The organism is Streptomyces sp. RLA123, from assembly GCF_056270165.1.
In genome coordinates, this window is sequence record NZ_JBWDOR010000003.1 from 5,718,652 (window position 1) to 5,737,786 (window position 19,135).

Sequence of the window (19,135 nt, forward strand, 5' to 3'; positions counted from 1 at the left end):
CGGCCGCCGCCCGTGTCCCTCGGCATGCGGGGGGGACACGGGCGACGGCCGGAACAGCGTGGAGGCGGGCGGGTGACCCGCGGTCCTGTCAGACGTCGAAGTAGAGCTCGAACTCGTGCGGGTGCGGGCGCAGCGCGATCGGCGCGATCTCGTTGACCCGCTTGTAGTCGATCCAGGTCTCGATCAGGTCCGGGGTGAAGACCCCGCCCTGGAGGAGGAACTCGTGGTCGGACTCGAGGGACTCCAGGACCGCCGACAGCGAGGTCGGGACCTGGGGGACGCCCGCGTGCTCCTCGGGGGCGAGCTCGTAGAGGTCCTTGTCGACGGGCTCGGCCGGCTCGATCTTGTTCTTGATGCCGTCGAGGCCGGCGAGCAGCAGCGCCGAGAAGGCCAGGTACGGGTTGCCGGAGGAGTCCGGGGCGCGGAACTCGATGCGCTTGGCCTTGGGGTTGGCACCCGTGATCGGGATGCGGATGGCCGCGGAGCGGTTGCGCTGCGAGTAGACCAGGTTGACCGGGGCCTCGAAGCCGGGCACCAGGCGGTGGTAGGAGTTCACCGTGGGGTTGGTGAACGCCAGCAGCGCCGGGGCGTGCCTGAGGATGCCGCCGATGTAGTAGCGGGCGGTGTCGGACAGGCCCGCGTAGCCCTGCTCGTCGTAGAACAGCGGGGCGCCGTTGGTCCACAGGGACTGGTGGACGTGCATGCCGGAGCCGTTGTCACCGAAGATCGGCTTGGGCATGAAGGTCGCGGTCTTGCCGGCGCGCCAGGCGACGTTCTTCACGATGTACTTGAAGAGCATCAGGTCGTCGGCCGCGGCGAGCAGCGTGTTGAACTTGTAGTTGATCTCGGCCTGGCCGGCGGTGCCCACCTCGTGGTGCTGGCGCTCGACCTGGAGGCCGGACTTCATCAGCTCGAGGGTGATCTCGGCGCGCAGGTCGGCGAAGTGGTCGACCGGCGGGACCGGGAAGTAGCCGCCCTTGTACTTGACCTTGTAGCCGCGGTTGTCCTGCTCCGCACCGGTGTTCCAGGCGCCGGCCTCGGAGTCGATGTGGTAGAAGGACTGGTTCGCGCTGGTCTCGAAGCGGACGCTGTCGAACACGTAGAACTCGGCCTCGGGGCCGAAGTACGCGGTGTCGGCGATGCCGGAGGAGGCGAGGTAGGCCTCGGCCTTCTTCGCCACGTTCCGCGGGTCACGGCTGTACTGCTCGCCGGTGATCGGGTCGTGGATGAAGAAGTTGACGTTGAGCGTGGAGTCCTTGCGGAACGGGTCCAGCTTGGCCGTGGACAGGTCCGCGATCAGCGCCATGTCGGACTCGTGGATGGCCTGGAAGCCGCGGATCGAGGAGCCGTCGAACATCAGCTGCTCGTCCGGGTCGAAGGACTCGACCGGGACCGTGAAGTGCTGCATCACACCGGGCAGGTCGCAGAACCGGACGTCCACGAACTTGACGTCGTTGTCCGAGATGAACTTCTTCACCTCGTCGGCGTTTTGGAACGACATCCAACTCCTCCTTGGCCCGGCCCGGGAGGCCGGATTGCAGCTCATGGGTGCGACCAGTGCGGTGGCGCACGTTGGGGGTCACGATAGAGACCGGGCATTTCCCCGTCGTGACCCATTTGTTTCTTGCAGGTTAACCGAGCGGTCCCGTCGGCGACGGGTCGGGCGCGGGCGCCGCGCGGCGGGCGCGTACCGTGGACGCGTGGACAACAGGGATGTCATCGGATCGTGGATCGAGGGCCCGAAGGCGGCCGCGGAGCGGATGGGCGTCGAGTTCGGCTACCGCGGCAAGCGCCTCGGCCTGCCTGAGGAGGGCCCCGGTTCGATCGCCCCGGTCGGGCGGCGGATCGCGGCGCTCTTCATCGACTGGGGCCTGTGCGCGCTGATCGCCTACGGCCTGATCGCGCACCGTGACGCGGCCGCGGCCAATCCGTGGACCACGGTCGTCTTCGGTGTCATGAGCGTGCTGCTGCTGGGCACCGTCGGCACCACCCCGGGCAAGCGCCTCCTGGGACTGCGCGTGGTCCGGGAGGACGGCGGGCGGCTCGGCCCCGGCGCGGCCGTGCTGCGCACGTTCCTTCTGCTGCTGGTGATCCCGGCGGTGGTCTGGGACCGCGACACCCGCGGCATGCACGACCGGGCGGTGAAGGCGGTCCAGGTCCGGATGTGACCCGGCGCGGCCCCGGCGGGCGTGCGCGCCGCGGAGCCGCCGCGAACGCCGTGGAAACGGGCCGTGCCCCGGACGAGTCGACTCGTCCGGGGCACGGCCCGTTTCCGTTTCGTATGCGATCGTGCGGGGCTCAGCGGCCCTTCGGCATCCGCATGCCCTTGGGCATCGGGCCCTTCGGGACCGGCATGTTGCTCATCAGGTCGCCGAGCGCCCGCAGGCGGTCGTTCACCTCGGTGACCTTGGGCCCCGGCACCACGCGCGGCAGCTTCAGCAGCGTCGCGCGGATCTTCTGCAGGGAGACCGCGCCCTCGCCGTCGCCGACGATGATGTCGGTCACCGGCACGTCGTAGACCACCCGCGCCATCTTCTTCTTCTCGGCGGCCAGCAGTCCCTTCACCCGGTTCGGGTTGCCCTCGCCCACCAGCACGATGCCGGCCTTGCCGACCGCGCGGTGCACGACGTCCTGGTTGCGGTTCATGGCCACCGCGGGCGTCACCGACCAGCCCCGGCCGACGTTCTCCAGCACGGCCGCCGCGGCGCCCGGCTGTCCCTCGAGCTGGCCGAAGGCCGCCCGCTCGGCACGCCGTCCGAAGACGACCGCCATCGCGAGGAGGGCCAGCAGCAGGCCCAGGATGCCCGCGTAGATGGGGTGACCGATCGCGAAGCCAATGGCGAGGATGACACCGAAGGTGACGACTCCCACAGCCGCGAGGACGAGCCCGACCTTGGAGTCGACCCGTCTGGTCATCTTGTAGGTCTGGGCGATCTGCTTGAGGCGCCCAGGATTGTTCTCGGATGTTTCCCTCGCCATGCCGCACAGGATACGTGTCCTGCGCCGCGCCGGCCCCACCGGAGGGGGTCGGGAGCCGCCGGACGGCGGCCGGAAGGGGGTTAGAAGGTGTCCGGGCGGCCCGAGCGCGCGGAAACCAGGGCGTCCATGACGTGCTGGGCCTCGCGGCGGTCCCTGGCGCGCTTGCGGTCCTCGACCACGGCCGACCAGGCGTTGCGGCGCGCGGTCGCCTCGGCGCCGCGGAACAGGAAGGACTCCACGGCGCGCAGCGCGCCCGCCGCGGCGCCGGGAATGGTGCTCTGGCGATGGAGCTGTGCGGCCTCGGCGTGCATGGTGGTGTCCCCCTCAGGACGGCTCGGACGCATGCGGATGTTGCGCTTATCCAGAGTCACCACATTGTGTTACCAGCCCGTGACTGGCCGGTCAAACCGTCGTGAAACCCTGGCGGTCCCCTTGCGTCGGCCTGCCGCTTCCGCCGCATGTCACAGACGCGTCAGGGGCCCCGGTGGGGCCCCTGACGTGACGAACCGCACGTTCGCCGCCCGAGTGCGGTGGGTGATCAGACCGCCTCGGCGGCCACCGCGCCGCGCCGCTCCATCGCCTGCTGGAAGAGGCGCCCCGCCCGGTACGAGGACCGCACCAGGGGGCCGGACATGACACCGGCGAAGCCGATCTCCTCGGCCTCCTCCTTGAGCTCCACGAACTCCTGGGGCTTGACCCAGCGCTCCACCGGGTGGTGGCGCAGGCTCGGCCGCAGGTACTGCGTGATGGTGATCAGCTCGCAGCCCGCGTCGTGCAGGTCCTGAAGGGCCTGGCTGATCTCCGCGCGCTCCTCGCCCATGCCGAGGATCAGGTTGGACTTGGTCACCAGACCGGCCTCGCGGGCCTTGGTGATGACCTCCAGCGAGCGCTCGTAGCGGAAGCCGGGACGGATCCGCTTGAAGATCCGCGGGACCGTCTCGACGTTGTGCGCCAGCACCTCGGGGCGGGCGCCGAAGACCTCGGCGAGCTGCGCGGGGTCCGCGTTGAAGTCCGGGATCAGCAGCTCGACCTTGGTACGGCCGGCCGCGCGGGCACCGGTCATGGCGTGGATCTGCCGCACGGTCTCGGCGTACAGCCAGGCGCCGCCGTCCTCCAGGTCGTCGCGGGCGACGCCGGTGATCGTGGCGTAGTTCAGGTCCATCGTGACGACGGACTCGCCGACACGGCGCGGCTCGTCACGGTCGAGGGCCTGCGGCTTGCCGGTGTCGATCTGGCAGAAGTCGCAGCGCCGGGTGCACTGGTCGCCGCCGATGAGGAAGGTGGCCTCGCGGTCCTCCCAGCACTCGAAGATGTTGGGGCAGCCCGCTTCCTGGCACACCGTGTGCAGGCCCTCGCGTTTCACCAGGCCGTGCAGCTCGGTGTACGCGGGGCCCATCTTCGCCCGGGTCTTGATCCACTCGGGCTTGCGCTCGATGGGGGTCTGGCTGTTGCGGACCTCCAGACGCAGCATCTTGCGGCCTTCAGGTGCCACAGCTGACACGGTCGACTCCCTCTCGAGACTTCATTTCATCGGTGAACATCAGCCTACGCCCGTGGATTCCCACCTCAGACCGCGCGCGGCAGCGGCTCCGCCGACTCCAGAACCGCACGCAGGTGCTTCTCCACGACCGGCAGCACGTCCGTGACGGCGATCTCACGGCCCAGCTCGTTGCTGAGCGAGGCCACGCCCGCGTCCCTGATGCCGCACGGCACGATCCGGTCGAACCAGGTGTTGTCCGGATTGCAGTTGAGCGCGAAGCCGTGCATGGTGACGCCCTTGGCGACCCGGATGCCGATCGCGGCGAGCTTGCGGTCCTCGCGGCGCTGCCCGGCGTTGGAGGGGGCGTACTCGGGACCGGACAGCCGCGGGTCGAACTCGTCGTCCTGCAGCCGCGGGTCGAAGTCCAGGGTCAGCCCGGGGATGACCGGCGGGCGGTCCTCGATCGGGTCACCGAGCACCCACACCCCGCTGCGGCCCTCCACGCGGGTGGTCTCCAGGCCGAAGTCGGCACACGCGTTGATCAGCGCCTCCTCCAGCCGGCGCACGTGGGCGACGACGTCGACGGGGCGCGGCAGCTTGAGGATCGGGTAGCCGACGAGCTGGCCGGGGCCGTGCCAGGTGATCTTGCCGCCGCGGTCCACGTCGATCACCGGCGTGCCGTCCAGCGGGCGCTCGCTGTCCTCGGTGCGGCGGCCGGCGGTGTACACCGGCGGGTGCTCCAGTAGCAGGCAGGTGTCGGGGATCTCGTCCGCGAAGCGCGCGGCGTGCACCCGGCGCTGCTCCTGCCATGCCTCCTGATACTCCACGGCGTCCTCGCCGAAGCCCAGATGGACGAAGTGCAGCTCACTCACGGCCGCTCCCTTGTGATCGCCTGCTGCGGCGCCTGTTTCATCGATATCGGACGCCCTGGCAACTGTACGTCCGCCGCGGCCTCGCCTTGCAGCGGGCTGTGGATAGCACCAGCACCGAGCGGAGGGATGGATTCCGGGCTTTTGCGGGGGAAGGTTCACCCGTTACAGCGAATGCGAGGCTCTGGTAGTGAGCGTCTCGGCACAGAACGTTACATTCGCGCCGTTCTGGAGATAGCCCGGAAGGCAGGGGACCGCACCACTGATGTCCGACCGTTCCTCGCAGCGCACTCCCAACCGCCAACTGGCGGCCCTCATCGCCGAAGCCGGCTTCTCCAACGCGGGGCTCGCCCGCCGCGTGGACCAACTCGGCATCGAGCACGGGCTCGACCTGCGGTACGACAAGACCTCCGTCACCCGCTGGCTGCGCGGCCAGCAACCGCGTGGCACCACCCCCGCGCTGATCGCCGAGGTCTTCACCCGGCGGCTCGGGCGGCGGCTGTCCGCCCACGACCTCGGCCTCGACGCGGTGGCCCCGGTCTACGCGGGTCTGGAGTTCGCCGCGTCCCCCGAGGAGGCCGTGGAGATCGTCTCCGGGCTGTGGCGCAAGGACACCGGCAGCCAGGCCGACCTGCGCAAGATCGCCTTCACCCCGGCGGGCCTGGTCGTCCCCAGCCGCGACTGGCTCATCGGACGCGCCGACGACCGCGTCGGGCGCAACGCCGACCCCGGCCCCCCGGCCGGTGGCGCGCCCCGGCTCCCCGCCCAGCGCACCCGCGGCGACGCGGCGCCCCAGGTGCCCGGAGGCCCCGGCGGGAACCGCGTCACCATGGGCGACCTCGCCGCCCTGCGCTCCGTCGGCGAACTCTTCCGCTCCCTGGACAACGCCTTCGGCGGCGGCCACGCCCGCCAGGCCCTCGTCCGCTACCTGGAGCACGAGGCCGAACCGATGCTGCGCGGCACCTACGGCGAGACCATGGGCCGCCGGCTGTTCGCCGCCGTCGCGGACCTGACCCGCCTCGCCGGCTGGACCTCGTACGACATCGGCGCCCACGGGCTCGCCCAGCGCTATTTCGTACAGGCCCTGCGGCTCGCCCAGGCGGCCGGCGACCGGGCCTACGGGGGCTACGTCCTGGTCACGATGAGCCGCCAGGCGGTCTACCTCGGGCACGGCCGCGAGGCCGTCCAGCTCGCCCGGGTCGCCCAGCAGGGCGTGGGCAGCGCCGCCCCGCCGGTCGTCCAGGCACTGCTGCACGCGGCCGAGGCCCGCGGGCACGGCCTGCTCGGCGAGGTCCGGGCCTGCACCGCGGCGCTCGTACGCGCCGAACGCGCCCTGGAGGCCGCCCGCGCCGGTGACGACGTGCCGCCCTGGGCCCGCTTCTTCGACGAGGCCCAGCTCGCCGACGAGTTCGGCCACTGCCACCGCGACCTCCAGCAGTACCGTGCCGCCTCCCAGCACGCCGAACGCTCCCTGCACCTGCGGCCCGCCGCCTACGCCCGCAGCCGGCTGTTCTGCCGCACCGTGCTCGCCACCGCCCGCCTCGGGCTCGGCGAGGTCGACGCGGCCTGCGCACTGGGCGCCGAGGCCATGCAGGCCGCTGTCGAGATGCGCTCGGTGCGCGCCCTGGAGTACGTCAGGGACTTCGGCCGCCGCCTCGACACGCACCGCGACGCGTCCTCGGTACGGGCCTTCCACGACCGGGCCGCGGCCCTCGGGGTCCTCGTGGGCTGACGCGCGACGGCCGGCCCCGGGGCGTCCCTCCCTCCCCGCGGCCGGCCGGGTCCGCTCACGCGGCCAGCGGCTCCGTCCTGGACCCCGGACGCAGGCCCACATCGCGCAGCAGCCGCTGCGCCGCCCGGCGCCCGGAGAGCATCGCGCCCTGCACCGTGCTGGTGTCGCGGTGGTCGCCGCAGACGTACAGCCCCTGAAGGACGCGTACCGGGCGGCGCAGATCGTGCGGCGCGGGCATGGCGGGCACGGCCTCCGGGTCGTGGTGCACGGCCAGCCGCCGCCAGCCCGCGGTCGAAGTGCCGTAGAGCTCGGCGAGGTGGGCGCGCACCGCGTCGTCGTCCGGGTCGGGGACGGCGGCGGCACCGAGGAGCACCGAGGTCACCAGCGTCCGGCCGACCGGCGCGCGGGACGGGTCGACCAGGCTCGCCGGGAGCGAGTGCGAGACCGGCCCGCGCCGGTCCGCGTCCAGCACGAGCGCGGCCTCCCGCAACGGCGCCGCCGGGGCGGAGTGGTGGACCACGGTGACGGCGTGGAAGTCCGGCACGCGCAGCCCCGGCAGGAGATCGGCCGCCGCGCGGGCCCCGGTGGCCACCACCACGGCCCGGCACGGCAGTTCCTCCTTCTCCTCGGTCAGCACCGCGTTGGTGGAGGCCGCCACCGCGCGTGTGCCGAGACGCAAGGACCCCTCCGGCAGCGCGCCCGCGAGCTGCCGCGGCAGGGCCTCGGCGCCCCCCGCGGGCAGGCAGGTGCGCCCCAGGGCGAAGGCCCGCAGCACCAGGTCGGCGCAGCGGCTGGACGTCGTCAGATGGGGGTCGCACAGCAGCGCGGAGAGCAGCGGCCGCAGGTAGCCGTCGACCGCGCGGGGTGCGAGCCCGCGCGAGGCGAGCGCCTCGGCGGCCGTCGTCTCGGGCCGCTCCAGGAGGCGTTCGACCGGAGTGTCGGCCAGGCGGTGGAGCGAGGCCCGCAGCCGGGCCTTGTCCAGCGGCGACCCCAGCGGGGCGCGGGCCGCCGCCAGTGCCCCGCGCGGGTCGCCGACGCGGTAGCCGCGGCCCGCGGCCCGCACCAGGACGGCGGGTGAGAAGGGCCGCAGCTGGAGGTTGTCCAGACCCGGTGTGCGGAGCAGCTCCGGATAGGAGGTGTTGAGCAACTGCGGGCCCCGGTCCAGAAGGAAGCCGTCCACCTCGTCGGTGGCCATGCGCCCACCGACCCGGTCGGCGGCCTCCAGGACGGTCACCTGGAGCCCTGCGCTGATCAGATGATGCGCCGCCGACAGGCCGGCGACACCGGCCCCGATCACGCATACGTCCGTAGAAGAACCGGTAGAGCGTGCTGTTGAGAGCACGTTGCCCCTCCCCGAGGTCGGCACGTTTCCCCGCTCGCGTCAGCTGGCGCTGGAAGCGTCATGCCCAGAACTTCGCCAACTGATGCCGGGGAAGGGCCGCGTGGTGGCATTCAGTGCCTTTCTTCGGCCAGCGCCGCGCGGATCGCCTCCTCGATTCCGGGGTGGGCGAAGGTGAAACCGGTGTCGAGGAGCACGCGCGGCACGGCCCGCGTGCTGCCGAGGATCTCGGTGGAGAACTCCCCGACGACGGTGCGCAGAACGGGCCCGGGGACCGGGAACAGCGCGGGCCGGCGCAGTACCCGGGCCATGGCGGCGGTCACCTCGGCGTTGGTCGGCGACTCGGGCGCGCACAAGTTGACCGGCCCGGCGACCGTGTCGTGGTCGATCATGTGGCGCAGCGCCGCGACCTGGTCGTGCAGCGAGACGAAGCTCCAGTACTGCCGCCCGCTGCCCAGCCGTCCGCCCAGTCCCGCCTTGAACAGCGGGAACAGCCGCCCCCAGGCGCCGCCCCGACCGGAGACGACCAGACCCGTGCGGGCGAACGCCGTGCGGATTCCCGCGTCCTGCGCGGGGGCCGCGGCGGCCTCCCAGTCGCGGCACACGCCGGGCAGGAAGCCTTCCCCGTACGGGGCGCTCTCGTCGACCCTGCGGTCGCCCGTGTCCCCGTACGCGGTGATCCCGGACCCGCTCACCAGGACGCGCGGCGGCGCGGCCAGCGTCGCCAGCGCCCGGGCGAGCGTCGCGGTGCCGCGCACCCGGCTGTCGTGGACGGTCCGCTTGTAGGCCTCCGTCCAGCGGTGGTCGCCCACCCCCGCCCCGGCGAGGTTGACCACGGCCCCGGTGCCCTCCAGGGCCGCGGTGTCGATCCCGCCCCCCTCGGGGTCCCAGCGCGACTCGTCCGCCGTGGCCGGCGGGCGCCTGACGAGGCGTACGACCTCGTGGCCGTCGGCGAGCAGGGAACGGACCAGGGCGGAGCCGATGAGGCCGGACGAACCGGTGATGGCGATGCGCATGGGGACATGGTCGCGCGGCGGCGGGCCTTGTTGTGACAGGGTGACGCGCATGTCCGGTATACGTGTGCGTGCCGCCCTGCTCGCCGACGACCCCGCCCTGGCGCGGCTGGACCGTGCCACGTGGTCGACGCTGCACGCGGTGGCGCCGCGGCCGGAGGAGCACGGGGACTTCTTCGGGGAGCGCTTCGGCCCGGACGCGTACCGGGTCGCGGAGGTGGACGGCCGGGTGGCCGGGTACATCCGGTTCGTGCCGCCGACACCGCTGGTCTGCAACGCCCACGTACGCCAGGTCCAGGGCCTGGCGGTCGACACATGGGCCCGCGGCCGCGGCGTCGGGCTCGAACTCGTCATGGCGGCGATGGAGGCCGCCCGCGGGCAGGGGGCGCGGCGTATGACGCTGCGGGTGCTGGGCCACAACACCCCGGCCCGGCGGCTTTACGAGGCGGCCGGCTTCGTGGTCGAGGGCGTCCTGCCCGGGGAGTTCCTGCTGGACGGTGCCTTCGTGGACGACGTGTTCATGGGGCGGGCGCTGTGACGGCCGCCGCGCCCGTCGCCGCGCGGGCGTGGCTCAGCCGAAGCGCTCCCACAGCCGGGGGAAGCGCTGCGCCACCGCGTCCGCGTTCTCGAAGTCGACGTAGACGCCCTCCGGCTCGGCCGGCTGTGGCGGCAGGTCCAGATCCGGCAGCCGCATCCCGGTCAGCTGCTCGTACGCCTCGTCGGCCGCGTACCCCAGATCCTCGGCGTCGCCGTCCACCTCGGGGTCGAAGTGCCCGGCCAGTTCCGCCAGCGCGTCGGGGTCGTGCACCGCGCCTTCGAAGACATGCCGGCCCTGCCCGATCAGCCAGCACCGGAAGAAGTCGAACGCGTCGTCACCCGCGCCGCCCAGCATGAGATCCGCGGCGCCCCACACGTCCCACCGGTACGCCCGGTTGAAACGGCTCTCGAAGTGCCGCGCGAAATCGACGACGGACTCCGGGTCGAGCTGCGTCAGCCGCTCCACCAGCAGATCGGCGTGCTCCTCCGGGTCCCCGCCCGCCGCTGTCCGGGCACTGTCGACGATCTCCCAGAACTCCGTCTCGTCCATCACCGCTCCAGCATCCTGTCTGCGGCCTGCCCCCGCACGTGGAGAGACGCGGATGCGCCCGTGTCGTGACGTTACTCGCCCCGTGCGGGGGCCTGCGCACGCGGGTGTTGACGCCGCCGCCGGTGCGGGCGGGCGGCACGGGAGTTGGCGGGGCGGCAATCAGCCGGCGTAGGCCGCCGCCATCGCGCGGGCGGCGTCGGCGAAGCGGGCGCGGAGCGGGGCGGGGGAGAGGAGTTCGGCGCAGGGGCCGAGGGCGAGCAGCTGGTGGTAGGCGACGTCGAGGGACTCCACGGCGAGCGTGACGGTGACACGGCCGTCCGCGTCGGGCGGCGGGGCCGCGGCCAGGGCGTCGCGGGCGGCGGCCCCGTCGGCGACGTACGGCAGGTGCCGGGCGCCGTCCGGGGTGAGCCGCAGCACGACCTCGGCGCGCAGCACGGAGCGGGCGAACTCGGCTGCCCGCGCCTCCCAGAACGCGGGCAGGTCGAACCCCGGGTCCCTGACGAATCGTTCGGTCAGGACGTCCGCGGCGGTGAAGCGGTCCACCCGGTACACGCGGACATCCCCCTCCGCGCCCGCGACCGCGTACCAGACGCCCGCCTTCAGCACGAGCGCGTACGGTTCCAGCGCACGTTCCACCTCCGCGTCCGCGCGCCGGTACCGCGCCCGCAGCCGCCGGTCGCCCCACACCGCCTCGGCCAGGGCCGGCAGCAGCGGCGGCGTGGCCGGCTCCTGCCACCACCCGGGCGCGTCCAGGTGGAAGCGCTGTGCGGCGGTGTACGGGGCGTCCCGCAGTTCGGGCAGCAGCGCGGCCGACACCTTCAGCCGGGCCGCCGATCCCGCGTCGTGCAGCCCCATCGCCTCCAGCGCGGCGGGCACGCCGGACAGGAACAGCGCCTCCGCCTCCGCGCGGGCGAGCCCCGTGAGCCGGGTCCGGTAGCCGTCCACCAGCCGGTAGCCGCCGGCGCGCCCCCGCTCCGCGTACACCGGGACGCCCGCCTCCGACAGGGCCAGCACGTCGCGGCCGACCGTCCGCTCGGACACCTCCAGGACCTCCGCGAGCTCGGCCGAGGTCATCGAGCCGTGGGACTGCAGGAGAAGGACGAGGTGGATCAGCCGTGCCGCGCGCATGCCGTCGAGGCTAAGCCCTCGGTCCGACACCGCGGCGGGGCCGGCCCGGACATCCGGGCCGGCCTCCGAGGTGCCCGCTGCGCGCGCCTTGGCGCGGGGGAAGGTCGACGCAGCGTGCGACCCGCAAGGGCGTTGAGGCCACTGAGGGGGGCGGTGCCTCCCCGTCCTTGCCGGCGGTGCATGGCCATGCCCCCTCCTGTACGGACGCCGCGCCCCAACCACTCACCGCGGCACGGGATTTCCCGCGGGAACGGCCGAGGCCCCAGCCCGGGAAGGGGCTGGGGCCTCGGCCGTCGTACGGTCCCGCGAGGACTCCGGTCGGTTACAGACCGAGGTCGCCCTCGAACTCGCCGGCCTCCAGGCGGGCCTTGACGTCGTTCAGGTAGCGGGCGGCGTCCGCGCCGTCGACCAGCTGGTGGTCGTACGACAGGGTCAGGTACGCCATGTCGCGGATCGCGATCGTCTCACCCAGGTCCGGGTGGTTGATCACCATCGGGCGGCGCACGGTGGCGCCGATGCCCAGCTCGGCGACCTGCGGGTAGTTCACGATGATCGTGTCGAACAGCGCACCGCGCGAGCCGGTGTTGCTGATCGTGAACGTGCCGCCGGACAGGTCGTCCGGGCTGATCTTCTTGTTGCGGACCTTGCCGGCCAGCTCGGCGGTCTTCTTGGCGATGCCCGCCAGGCTCAGGTCGCCGGCGCCCTTGATGACCGGGACCATCAGGCCCTGCTCGGAGTCGACCGCGATGCCGATGTTCTCGGCGTCGTGGTAGGTGACCGTGCCATCGTCGTTGATCTTGGCGTTGACGACCGGGTGGGCCTTCAGCGCCTCGGCGGCGGCCTTGACGAAGAACGGCATCGGCGAGAGCTTGACGCCCTCGCGGGCCAGGAAGGACTCCTTGGCCCGGGCCCGCAGCTTCATGATCTTGGTGACGTCCACCTCGACCACGGTCGACAGCTGCGCCTGGCTGTGCAGGGCCTTCATCATGTTGTCGGCGATGACCTTGCGGATGCGCGACATCTTGACGGTCTGCCCGCGCAGCGCGGCGGCGGCGGCCGGCACCGTGACACCCGCGGACGGGGCGGGCGCGGTCGGCGCGGCAGCGGCGGCCTTGACGGCCTCGGCGGCGGCCAGGACGTCCTGCTTGCGGATACGGCCACCGACACCGGTGCCCTTGACCGAGGCCAGGTCCACGCCGTTCTCGGCCGCGAGCTTGCGGACCAGCGGGGTCACGTACGCGCCCTCGTCGGTCGGCGCCGTGGCCGAGGGGGCGGCGGCCGGAGCCGGAGCCTGCGGGGCGACCGGGGCGGGCGCCGCGGGGGCCGGAGCCACCGGGGCCGGAGCGGCTACGGGGGCGGGCGCCGGGGCCGGAGCGGCGACCGGGGCGGGCGCCGGGGCCGGAGCGGCGACCGGGGCGGGCGCCGGGGCCGGAGCGGCGACCGGGGCGGGAACCGCGGGGGCAGGAGCCGGAGCGGCGGGGGCCGGGGCGGCCGCGGGGGCGGTACCCGCGGCACCGATGACGGCGAGCCGGGCGCCGACCTCGGCGGTCTCGTCCTCGCCGACCAGGATCTCCAGCAGGGTGCCGGCGGCGGGCGACGGGATCTCGGTGTCGACCTTGTCGGTGGAGACCTCGAGCAGCGGCTCGTCGGCCTCGACGGTCTCGCCGACCGACTTCAGCCAGCGGGTGACGGTGCCCTCGGTCACCGACTCGCCCAGCGCCGGCAGGAGCACCGGGGTGCCCTCGGCGGCGCCGGCCGGGGCCGGAGCGGGGGCGGGGGCCGCGGCGGCGGGTGCCGGAGCGGGGGCGGGGGCCTCCTGCACCGGAGCCGGCGCGGGCACCGCGGCGGCCGGGGCGGGAGCGGCAGCGGGGGCGCCCGTGCCGTCGTCGATGACGGCCAGCTCGGCGCCGACCTCCACCGTCTCGTCCTCGGCCACCTTGATGGACGAGAGGATGCCCGAAGCGGGCGCCGGGATCTCGGTGTCGACCTTGTCGGTCGACACCTCGAGCAGCGGCTCGTCGGCCTCGACGCGCTCACCCTCGGCCTTGAGCCAGCGGGTGACGGTGCCCTCGGACACGCTCTCGCCGAGCGCCGGCAGGGTTACGGAAACCGCCATGGTTTCGGTTGCTCCTAACGATCTGTGCGGATTGGTCTGCGTGTCCGTGGGTCAGTCGTGCGCGTGCAGCGGCTTGCCGGCCAGCGCCAGGTGAGCCTCGCCGAGCGCCTCGTTCTGCGTCGGGTGCGCGTGGATGAGCTGGGCGACCTCGGCGGGCAGGGCCTCCCAGTTGTAGACCAGCTGGGCCTCGCCGACCTGCTCGCCCATACGGTCGCCGACCATGTGGATGCCGACCACGGCGCCGTCGCGGACCTGGACGAGCTTGATCTCGCCCGCGGTCTTGAGGATCTTGCTCTTGCCGTTGCCGGCCAGGCTGTACTTCAGGGTGACGACCTTGTCGGCACCGTACAGCTCCTTGGCCTTGGCCTCGGAGATGCCCACGGAGGCGACCTCCGGGTGGCAGTACGTGACGCGCGGCACGCCGTCGTAGTCGATCGGCACGGTCTTCAGACCGGCCAGCCGCTCCGCAACGAGGATGCCCTCGGCGAAGCCGACGTGGGCGAGCTGCAGGGTCGGGACCAGGTCGCCGACCGCGGAGAGGGTGGGCACGTTGGTGCGCATGTACTCGTCGACCAGGACGTAGCCGCGGTCCATCGCGACCCCGGCCTCCTCGTAGCCCAGGCCCTGCGAGACCGGGCCGCGGCCGACGGCGACGAGCAGCAGCTCGGCCTCGAACTCCTTGCCGTCGGCGAGGGTGACCTTGACGCCGTCGGCAGTGTACTCGGCCTTGGAGAAGAAGGTGCCGAGGTTGAACTTGATGCCGCGCTTGCGGAAGGCGCGCTCCAGCAGCTTGGAGCTGTTCTCGTCCTCGACGGGCACGAGGTGGGGCAGGCCCTCGACGACCGTGACGTCGACACCGAAGGACTTCCACGCGGAGGCGAACTCGACGCCGATGACGCCGCCGCCGAGCACGATGGCGGACTTCGGGATGCGGTCCAGGACCAGCGCGTGGTCGGAGGAGATGATCCGGTTGCCGTCGATGGCCAGGCCCGGGAGCGACTTCGGCACGGAACCGGTCGCCAGGAGCACGTGTCGGCCGGTGTAGCGCTGGCCGTTGACGTCCACCGACGTCGGGGAGGACAGCCGGCCCTCGCCGGTCACGTAGGTGACCTTGCGGGAGGCCACCAGGCCCTGCAGACCCTTGTAGAGGCCCGCGATCACGTCGTCCTTGTACTTGTGCACCCCGGCGATGTCGATGCCCTCGAGGGTGGCCTTGACACCGAACTGCTCGGCCTCGCGGGCCTGGTCCGCGATCTCACCGGCGTGCAGCAGAGCCTTCGTGGGGATGCAGCCGCGGTGCAGGCAGGTGCCGCCGAGCTTGTCCTTCTCGATCAGCGCGACGTCCAGACCGAGCTGCGCCGCGCGGAGCGCTGCGGCGTAGCCGCCGCTACCGCCACCGAGGATCACTAGGTCGAAAACGGTGCTGGCGTCGTTCGCCACGTCACGTCCTCCATGCATGGATACGCCGGAGCCGGTCCGTCATGACCGGGCGGCGGCTTTTGTTCGGCCGCTTCTGTTAAACGGGGCCCTGTCGTGCCGAGACAACATCTTCGCACTTGTTCGGGGCGGACGAGGCACCGGGCCGGGGTGTGAGACGTACGGAACGTCCCTGGCCGGCACTACTCGCCGGTATCCCTTGCGAAATACGGCAGCACATTGTCCCTTTGCTCGCTCTTGGCGAACGCGTACGGCCCCGGATGCCATACCCGGGGCCGTACCGAATGTGCCGAGGCTTACACCGTGGCTAGAACAGCTCGCCCTCGCCGGCCTTCTCGGCCAGCCGCACCAGGGTGCGCACGGCGGAGCCGGTACCACCCTTGGGGGTGTAACCGAACGGGCCGGACTCGTTGAAGGCGGGGCCCGCGATGTCCATGTGGGCCCAGGTGATGCCCTCGCCGACGAACTCCTTCAGGAACAGGCCGGCCGCCAGGCCGCCGCCCATGCGCTCGCCCATGTTCGCGATGTCGGCGGTGGGGGAGTCCATCGCCTTGCGCAGGTCGGCCGGGAGCGGCATCGGCCAGGACTGCTCGCCGACCTCGCCCGCGGTCTCGTGCACGGCGGTGCGGAAGTCGTCGTCGTTGGACATGACGCCGAAGATGCGGTTGCCGAGCGCCAGCACCATGGCACCGGTCAGGGTCGCCACGTCGATGATCGCGTCCGGCGTCTCCTCCGAGGCGCGGGTGATCGCGTCGGCCATCACCAGGCGGCCCTCGGCGTCGGTGTTGAGCACCTCGACGGTCTTGCCGCTGTACATCTTCAGCACGTCGCCGGGACGGGCGGCGGCGCCGGACGGCATGTTCTCGGCGAGCGCGAGCCAGCCGGTGACGGTGACGGGCAGGCCCAGGCGCGCGGCGGCGACCACGGTGGAGAACACGGCGGCGGCGCCGCTCATGTCGCACTTCATGGTCTCGTTGTGGCCGGCCGGCTTCAGGGAGATGCCGCCCGAGTCGTAGGTGATGCCCTTGCCGACCAGCGCGAGGTGCTTCGCGTCGCGGCCCTTGCCGCCGCTGTAGACGACCTTCACCAGGCGGGGCGGGTTCGCCGAGCCCTGGCCGACGCCCATGATGCCGCCGTAGCCGCCCTTGATGAGCGCCTTCTCGTCCAGCACCTCGACCTTGAGGCCGTGCTCCTTGGCGGCCTCCTGCACGAGGGTGGCGAAGACCTTGGGGGTGAGGTCGTTCGGCGGCATGTTGATCAGGTCGCGGGAGCGGTTGACCTCCTCGGCGATGACCGTGGCGCGCTCGGCGGCGGCCTTGAAGGCCTTGTCGCGCGGCTTGGCGCCGACCAGCGCCACCTCGGCCAGCGGCGCCTTGCCGTTGGCCGCCTGGTACGTGGTGAACGCGTACGCACCCAGCAGCGCGCCCTCGGCGATCGCCTGGGCGGCCGCGGCGTCCTCCACCGGCAGCGCGAGGGCGGCCTTCTTGGAGCCGGCCAGGGTGCGGGCGGCGACACCGGCCGCCCTGCGCAGCACCTCGGTGTCGAAGCCGGCACCGTCGACAGGGGCCTCACCGAGGCCGACCGCCAGCACGACCGGTGCCTTCAGCCCGGCCGGGGCGGGGAGTTTGGTCACCTCGCCCTCAGCGCCCGAGGCGCCCAGCGTCCCGAGCGTCACGGCGAGCCGGCCGTCGAAGGCCTGGTCGACCGCCTCCGCCCCGGGGGCGACCTCGGGGCCCTTCGTCCCCTTGGTCACGCCGACGACGACGGCGTCCGCGCGCAGCGCCGCGGCGGAGGAAGTGCTGAGAGTCAGTGCAGTCACGGTGATGGAGATCCTGTTCCTTCAGAGGCCCGAATTCTTGGCACCGGGCATCGCCCGGCGGCGCGGGGCGGGGTGCAGGACCGACTTTACGCTCACTCCTGACACTTCCGCCCGCGGTGTGCGCCCCGAGCCCGAAGGCGCGGGTTTTCCCTATCCCGTGCCCCTGCCCACGGCCAGCACGACGAGGGCCGCGGTGCACGCCGTCTCGCACAACGCGCCGAAGACGTCGCCCGTGACACCGCCCAGCCGGACCCGGCAGCGCCGCAGCAGCAACTCCGCGGCGCCCAGGGCGAGCAGGGCCGCCGCGGCGAACTGCGCGGCGGCGTACGGGCCGAACGGCAGGCCCGCCGCTGCGCAGAGCGCCACCACCGCGCCGGCCACCCCCCACGCCGCCCGCGCCGGGACCGCCCCTGCCACCGCCGCGCCCAGGCCCTCCGGCCGGGCCGCGGGCACCCCTTCCCGGCAGGCGAGCGTCATGGCGGTGCGGGCCGCCACCGACGCCACCGCGAAACCGGCCGCCCCGCGGGCCCACGAGGTCCCGTACGCCCCGGCCAGCGCGGCGACTTGGCCGAGCAGGACCAGGACCAGGGTCAGCACGCCGAAGGGCCCGATGTCCGACTGCCGCATGATGCGCAGCGCGTCCTCGGCGGGCCGGCCGCTGCCCAACCCGTCGGCGGTGTCCGCGAGCCCGTCCAGATGCAGTCCCCGGGTGAGCGCGGCGGGCACCGCGACCGTGCCGGCCGCGGCGAGCAGCGGTCCGCAGCCGAGCAGCAGCAGCACCCCGCCGGCGGCCGCCGCGAACAGCCCGACGACCAGGCCGGCCAGGGGCGCGCACACCATCCCGGCCCGCGCCGCCGGGCGGTCCCAGCGGGTGACCCGCACGCGCAGCACGGTCAGGGTGCCGAAGGCGAACCGCAGTCCGTCGGCGGGGGTCGCGGCTGCGCGGCTGGCGGTCATGGCGTGCAGGCTAACGGCCGCTCCCTGACCGTATAGTGCGCATATCGGGCGGGACGGGAGCAATCGATATGGGCGACTGGTGGTACCGCAACATCATCGAGCCGGGAAAGCTGCCGCTGCTCCTCGCCCTGTTCGCCTTCGTCGCGACCTTCGTCATCACACGGACCATCACCCGCCTGATCCGCGCCGGGAAGGGCCCGTTCCGGAACATCTCCTCGGGCGGGACGCACATCCACCACGTGGTGCCCGGCATCATCCTCATGACGATCGGCGGCTTCGGGGCCGTGGCCAGTTCCACACAGGGGTTCGGGGCGGGGCTGGCGGCCGTGGTCTTCGGGATCGGGGCTGGGCTCGTGCTGGACGAGTTCGCGCTGGTGCTCTACCTGGACGACGTGTACTGGAGCGAGCGCGGCCGCAAGAGCGTGGAGGCCGTCGTGATCACGTTCTCCCTGGTGCTCATGCTGCTCGGCGGCCTCGCCCCCTTCGAGGTCAACTCGCTCTCCGCCGACCAGCAGCAGAGCCGTCTCACGGCGATCCTCACCATCGTCGTCAACTTCCTCTTCGTGCTGGCCGCCCTGGTGAAGGGCAAGCTCCGTACTGCCGTCGTCGGCGTCTTCGTGCCCTTCGTCGCCCTCGTCGGCGCGCTGCGGCTGGCCCGGCCGGACTCCCTGTGGGCGGAGCGGCTGTACGGGCGGCGCCCGAAGGCGGCACGCCGCGCGGAACTCCGCGCCGCCAAGAACGCCGCCCGCTGGCGCGGGCCGACGCGGCGCTTCCAGGACTGGCTCGGCGGCTTCACCGAGCGCTGATCCGGCCGGGGCCTGCGGTACAGGACACGCGCCGCATCGGCCGGCCCGCGCCTGCTGGGAGTTCCGCCGGGCGGTGGGCGGTGGGGTGCGTGCGGTCTTCGTCGGCGAGGTGAGGGCGCTGCGGTCGGTGTACGCCGGGGAGGTCGTCCGCCGCGGTTCGTGGGCCGGATCGGTCGGCGGCGCGCGCCGCATCGGCCGGCCCGCGCCTGCTGGGAGTTCCGCCGGGCGGTGGGCGGTGGGGTGCGTGCGATCTTCGTCGGCGAGGTGAGGGCGCTGCGGTCGGTGTACGCCGGGGAGGTCGTCCGCCGCGGTTCGTGGGCCGGATCGGTCGGCGGCGCGCGCCGCATCGGCCGGCCCGCGCCTGCTGGGAGTT

Annotated in this window: 17 protein-coding genes; 4 read left to right on the forward strand and 13 right to left on the reverse strand. The window is 73.0% G+C overall.

Going from position 1 to position 19,135, the window contains the following annotated elements; translation table 11 throughout:
- Window positions 1–88: 88 nt before the first annotated feature.
- On the reverse strand, window positions 89–1,501 hold the full coding sequence (glnA, locus tag RV983_RS26090; protein ID WP_475988154.1) for a type I glutamate--ammonia ligase: 1,413 nt from the start codon (window positions 1,499–1,501) through the stop codon (window positions 89–91).
- 199 nt (window positions 1,502–1,700) lie between these two features.
- Here glnA and RV983_RS26095 point away from each other — a divergent pair, with 199 nt between their 5' ends.
- A complete protein-coding gene (locus tag RV983_RS26095; protein ID WP_319662170.1) occupies window positions 1,701–2,168 on the forward strand; it encodes an RDD family protein in 468 nt (155 codons plus the stop codon).
- Between the two features lie 130 nt (window positions 2,169–2,298).
- Here the strand turns inward: RV983_RS26095 and RV983_RS26100 are convergent, their stop codons facing one another.
- From RV983_RS26100 to lipB, 4 genes are all read right to left on the reverse strand, one after another.
- A complete protein-coding gene (locus tag RV983_RS26100) occupies window positions 2,299–2,979 on the reverse strand; it encodes a DUF4191 domain-containing protein (protein WP_475988155.1) in 681 nt (226 codons plus the stop codon).
- A gap of 80 nt (window positions 2,980–3,059) precedes the next feature.
- Window positions 3,060–3,290 (reverse strand): SCO2195 family GlnR-regulated protein, encoded by a 231-nt coding sequence (locus tag RV983_RS26105; RefSeq protein WP_475990460.1) that lies wholly within the window; start codon window positions 3,288–3,290, stop codon window positions 3,060–3,062.
- Window positions 3,291–3,517: 227 nt separating this feature from the next.
- Complete coding sequence (gene lipA / locus RV983_RS26110; protein WP_475988156.1) at window positions 3,518–4,480, reverse strand: lipoyl synthase; 963 nt, start codon at window positions 4,478–4,480, stop codon at window positions 3,518–3,520.
- A 65-nt stretch (window positions 4,481–4,545) separates the two neighbouring features.
- Window positions 4,546–5,331, reverse strand: coding sequence for a lipoyl(octanoyl) transferase LipB (lipB, locus tag RV983_RS26115; protein WP_475988157.1), 786 nt, complete (start codon window positions 5,329–5,331; stop codon window positions 4,546–4,548).
- 262 nt (window positions 5,332–5,593) lie between these two features.
- Between lipB and RV983_RS26120 the strand changes: the two genes are divergently transcribed.
- Complete coding sequence (locus RV983_RS26120; protein WP_475988158.1) at window positions 5,594–7,060, forward strand: regulator; 1,467 nt, start codon at window positions 5,594–5,596, stop codon at window positions 7,058–7,060.
- Between the two features lie 55 nt (window positions 7,061–7,115).
- Here the strand turns inward: RV983_RS26120 and RV983_RS26125 are convergent, their stop codons facing one another.
- Together RV983_RS26125 and RV983_RS26130 are read right to left on the reverse strand one after the other, a co-directional pair.
- Entirely contained in the window at window positions 7,116–8,357 is a 1,242-nt protein-coding gene (locus tag RV983_RS26125) for an NAD(P)/FAD-dependent oxidoreductase (RefSeq protein ID WP_475988159.1), read from the reverse strand.
- Between the two features lie 155 nt (window positions 8,358–8,512).
- Window positions 8,513–9,415, reverse strand: coding sequence for a TIGR01777 family oxidoreductase (locus RV983_RS26130; protein ID WP_475988160.1), 903 nt, complete (start codon window positions 9,413–9,415; stop codon window positions 8,513–8,515).
- 49 nt (window positions 9,416–9,464) lie between these two features.
- Here RV983_RS26130 and RV983_RS26135 point away from each other — a divergent pair, with 49 nt between their 5' ends.
- Window positions 9,465–9,950, forward strand: coding sequence for an N-acetyltransferase family protein (locus RV983_RS26135; protein ID WP_475988161.1), 486 nt, complete (start codon window positions 9,465–9,467; stop codon window positions 9,948–9,950).
- A 33-nt stretch (window positions 9,951–9,983) separates the two neighbouring features.
- Here RV983_RS26135 and RV983_RS26140 read toward each other — a convergent pair whose 3' ends face one another.
- The 6 genes from RV983_RS26140 to RV983_RS26165 form a co-directional block, all read right to left on the reverse strand.
- The gene (locus tag RV983_RS26140; protein WP_475988162.1) at window positions 9,984–10,499 is read right to left on the reverse strand and encodes a DUF4240 domain-containing protein; all 516 of its coding nucleotides are present in this window, start codon (window positions 10,497–10,499) and stop codon (window positions 9,984–9,986) included.
- Window positions 10,500–10,658: 159 nt separating this feature from the next.
- The gene (locus RV983_RS26145; protein ID WP_475988163.1) at window positions 10,659–11,627 is read right to left on the reverse strand and encodes a helix-turn-helix transcriptional regulator; all 969 of its coding nucleotides are present in this window, start codon (window positions 11,625–11,627) and stop codon (window positions 10,659–10,661) included.
- 322 nt (window positions 11,628–11,949) lie between these two features.
- Complete coding sequence (gene sucB / locus RV983_RS26150; RefSeq protein ID WP_475988164.1) at window positions 11,950–13,743, reverse strand: 2-oxoglutarate dehydrogenase, E2 component, dihydrolipoamide succinyltransferase; 1,794 nt, start codon at window positions 13,741–13,743, stop codon at window positions 11,950–11,952.
- Window positions 13,744–13,794: 51 nt separating this feature from the next.
- Window positions 13,795–15,183, reverse strand: coding sequence for a dihydrolipoyl dehydrogenase (gene lpdA / locus RV983_RS26155; RefSeq protein ID WP_475988165.1), 1,389 nt, complete (start codon window positions 15,181–15,183; stop codon window positions 13,795–13,797).
- 304 nt (window positions 15,184–15,487) lie between these two features.
- Window positions 15,488–16,999 carry a leucyl aminopeptidase gene (locus RV983_RS26160; protein ID WP_475988166.1) on the reverse strand — a complete coding sequence of 504 codons (1,512 nt, stop codon included), beginning with the start codon at window positions 16,997–16,999 and terminating at the stop codon, window positions 15,488–15,490.
- A gap of 150 nt (window positions 17,000–17,149) precedes the next feature.
- Window positions 17,150–17,956, reverse strand: coding sequence for an adenosylcobinamide-GDP ribazoletransferase (locus RV983_RS26165; RefSeq protein ID WP_475988167.1), 807 nt, complete (start codon window positions 17,954–17,956; stop codon window positions 17,150–17,152).
- A gap of 68 nt (window positions 17,957–18,024) precedes the next feature.
- On the opposite strand from RV983_RS26165, the gene RV983_RS26170 reads away from it, so the two are divergent.
- The gene (locus RV983_RS26170; RefSeq protein WP_475988168.1) at window positions 18,025–18,762 is read left to right on the forward strand and encodes a hypothetical protein; all 738 of its coding nucleotides are present in this window, start codon (window positions 18,025–18,027) and stop codon (window positions 18,760–18,762) included.
- Window positions 18,763–19,135: the final 373 nt, after the last annotated feature.

Coding starts and splice junctions, on each gene's coding strand:
- glnA (WP_475988154.1), bottom strand. CDS start 1,501: ATGTCGTTCCAAAACGCCGACGAGGTGAAGAAGTTCATCTCGGACAAC.
- RV983_RS26100 (WP_475988155.1), bottom strand. CDS start 2,979: ATGGCGAGGGAAACATCCGAGAACAATCCTGGGCGCCTCAAGCAGATC.
- RV983_RS26105 (WP_475990460.1), bottom strand. CDS start 3,290: ATGCACGCCGAGGCCGCACAGCTCCATCGCCAGAGCACCATTCCCGGC.
- RV983_RS26120 (WP_475988158.1), top strand. CDS start 5,594: ATGTCCGACCGTTCCTCGCAGCGCACTCCCAACCGCCAACTGGCGGCC.
- RV983_RS26130 (WP_475988160.1), bottom strand. CDS start 9,415: ATGCGCATCGCCATCACCGGTTCGTCCGGCCTCATCGGCTCCGCCCTG.
- RV983_RS26135 (WP_475988161.1), top strand. CDS start 9,465: ATGTCCGGTATACGTGTGCGTGCCGCCCTGCTCGCCGACGACCCCGCC.
- RV983_RS26140 (WP_475988162.1), bottom strand. CDS start 10,499: ATGGACGAGACGGAGTTCTGGGAGATCGTCGACAGTGCCCGGACAGCG.
- RV983_RS26145 (WP_475988163.1), bottom strand. CDS start 11,627: ATGCGCGCGGCACGGCTGATCCACCTCGTCCTTCTCCTGCAGTCCCAC.
- sucB (WP_475988164.1), bottom strand. CDS start 13,743: ATGGCGGTTTCCGTAACCCTGCCGGCGCTCGGCGAGAGCGTGTCCGAG.
- RV983_RS26165 (WP_475988167.1), bottom strand. CDS start 17,956: ATGACCGCCAGCCGCGCAGCCGCGACCCCCGCCGACGGACTGCGGTTC.
- RV983_RS26170 (WP_475988168.1), top strand. CDS start 18,025: ATGGGCGACTGGTGGTACCGCAACATCATCGAGCCGGGAAAGCTGCCG.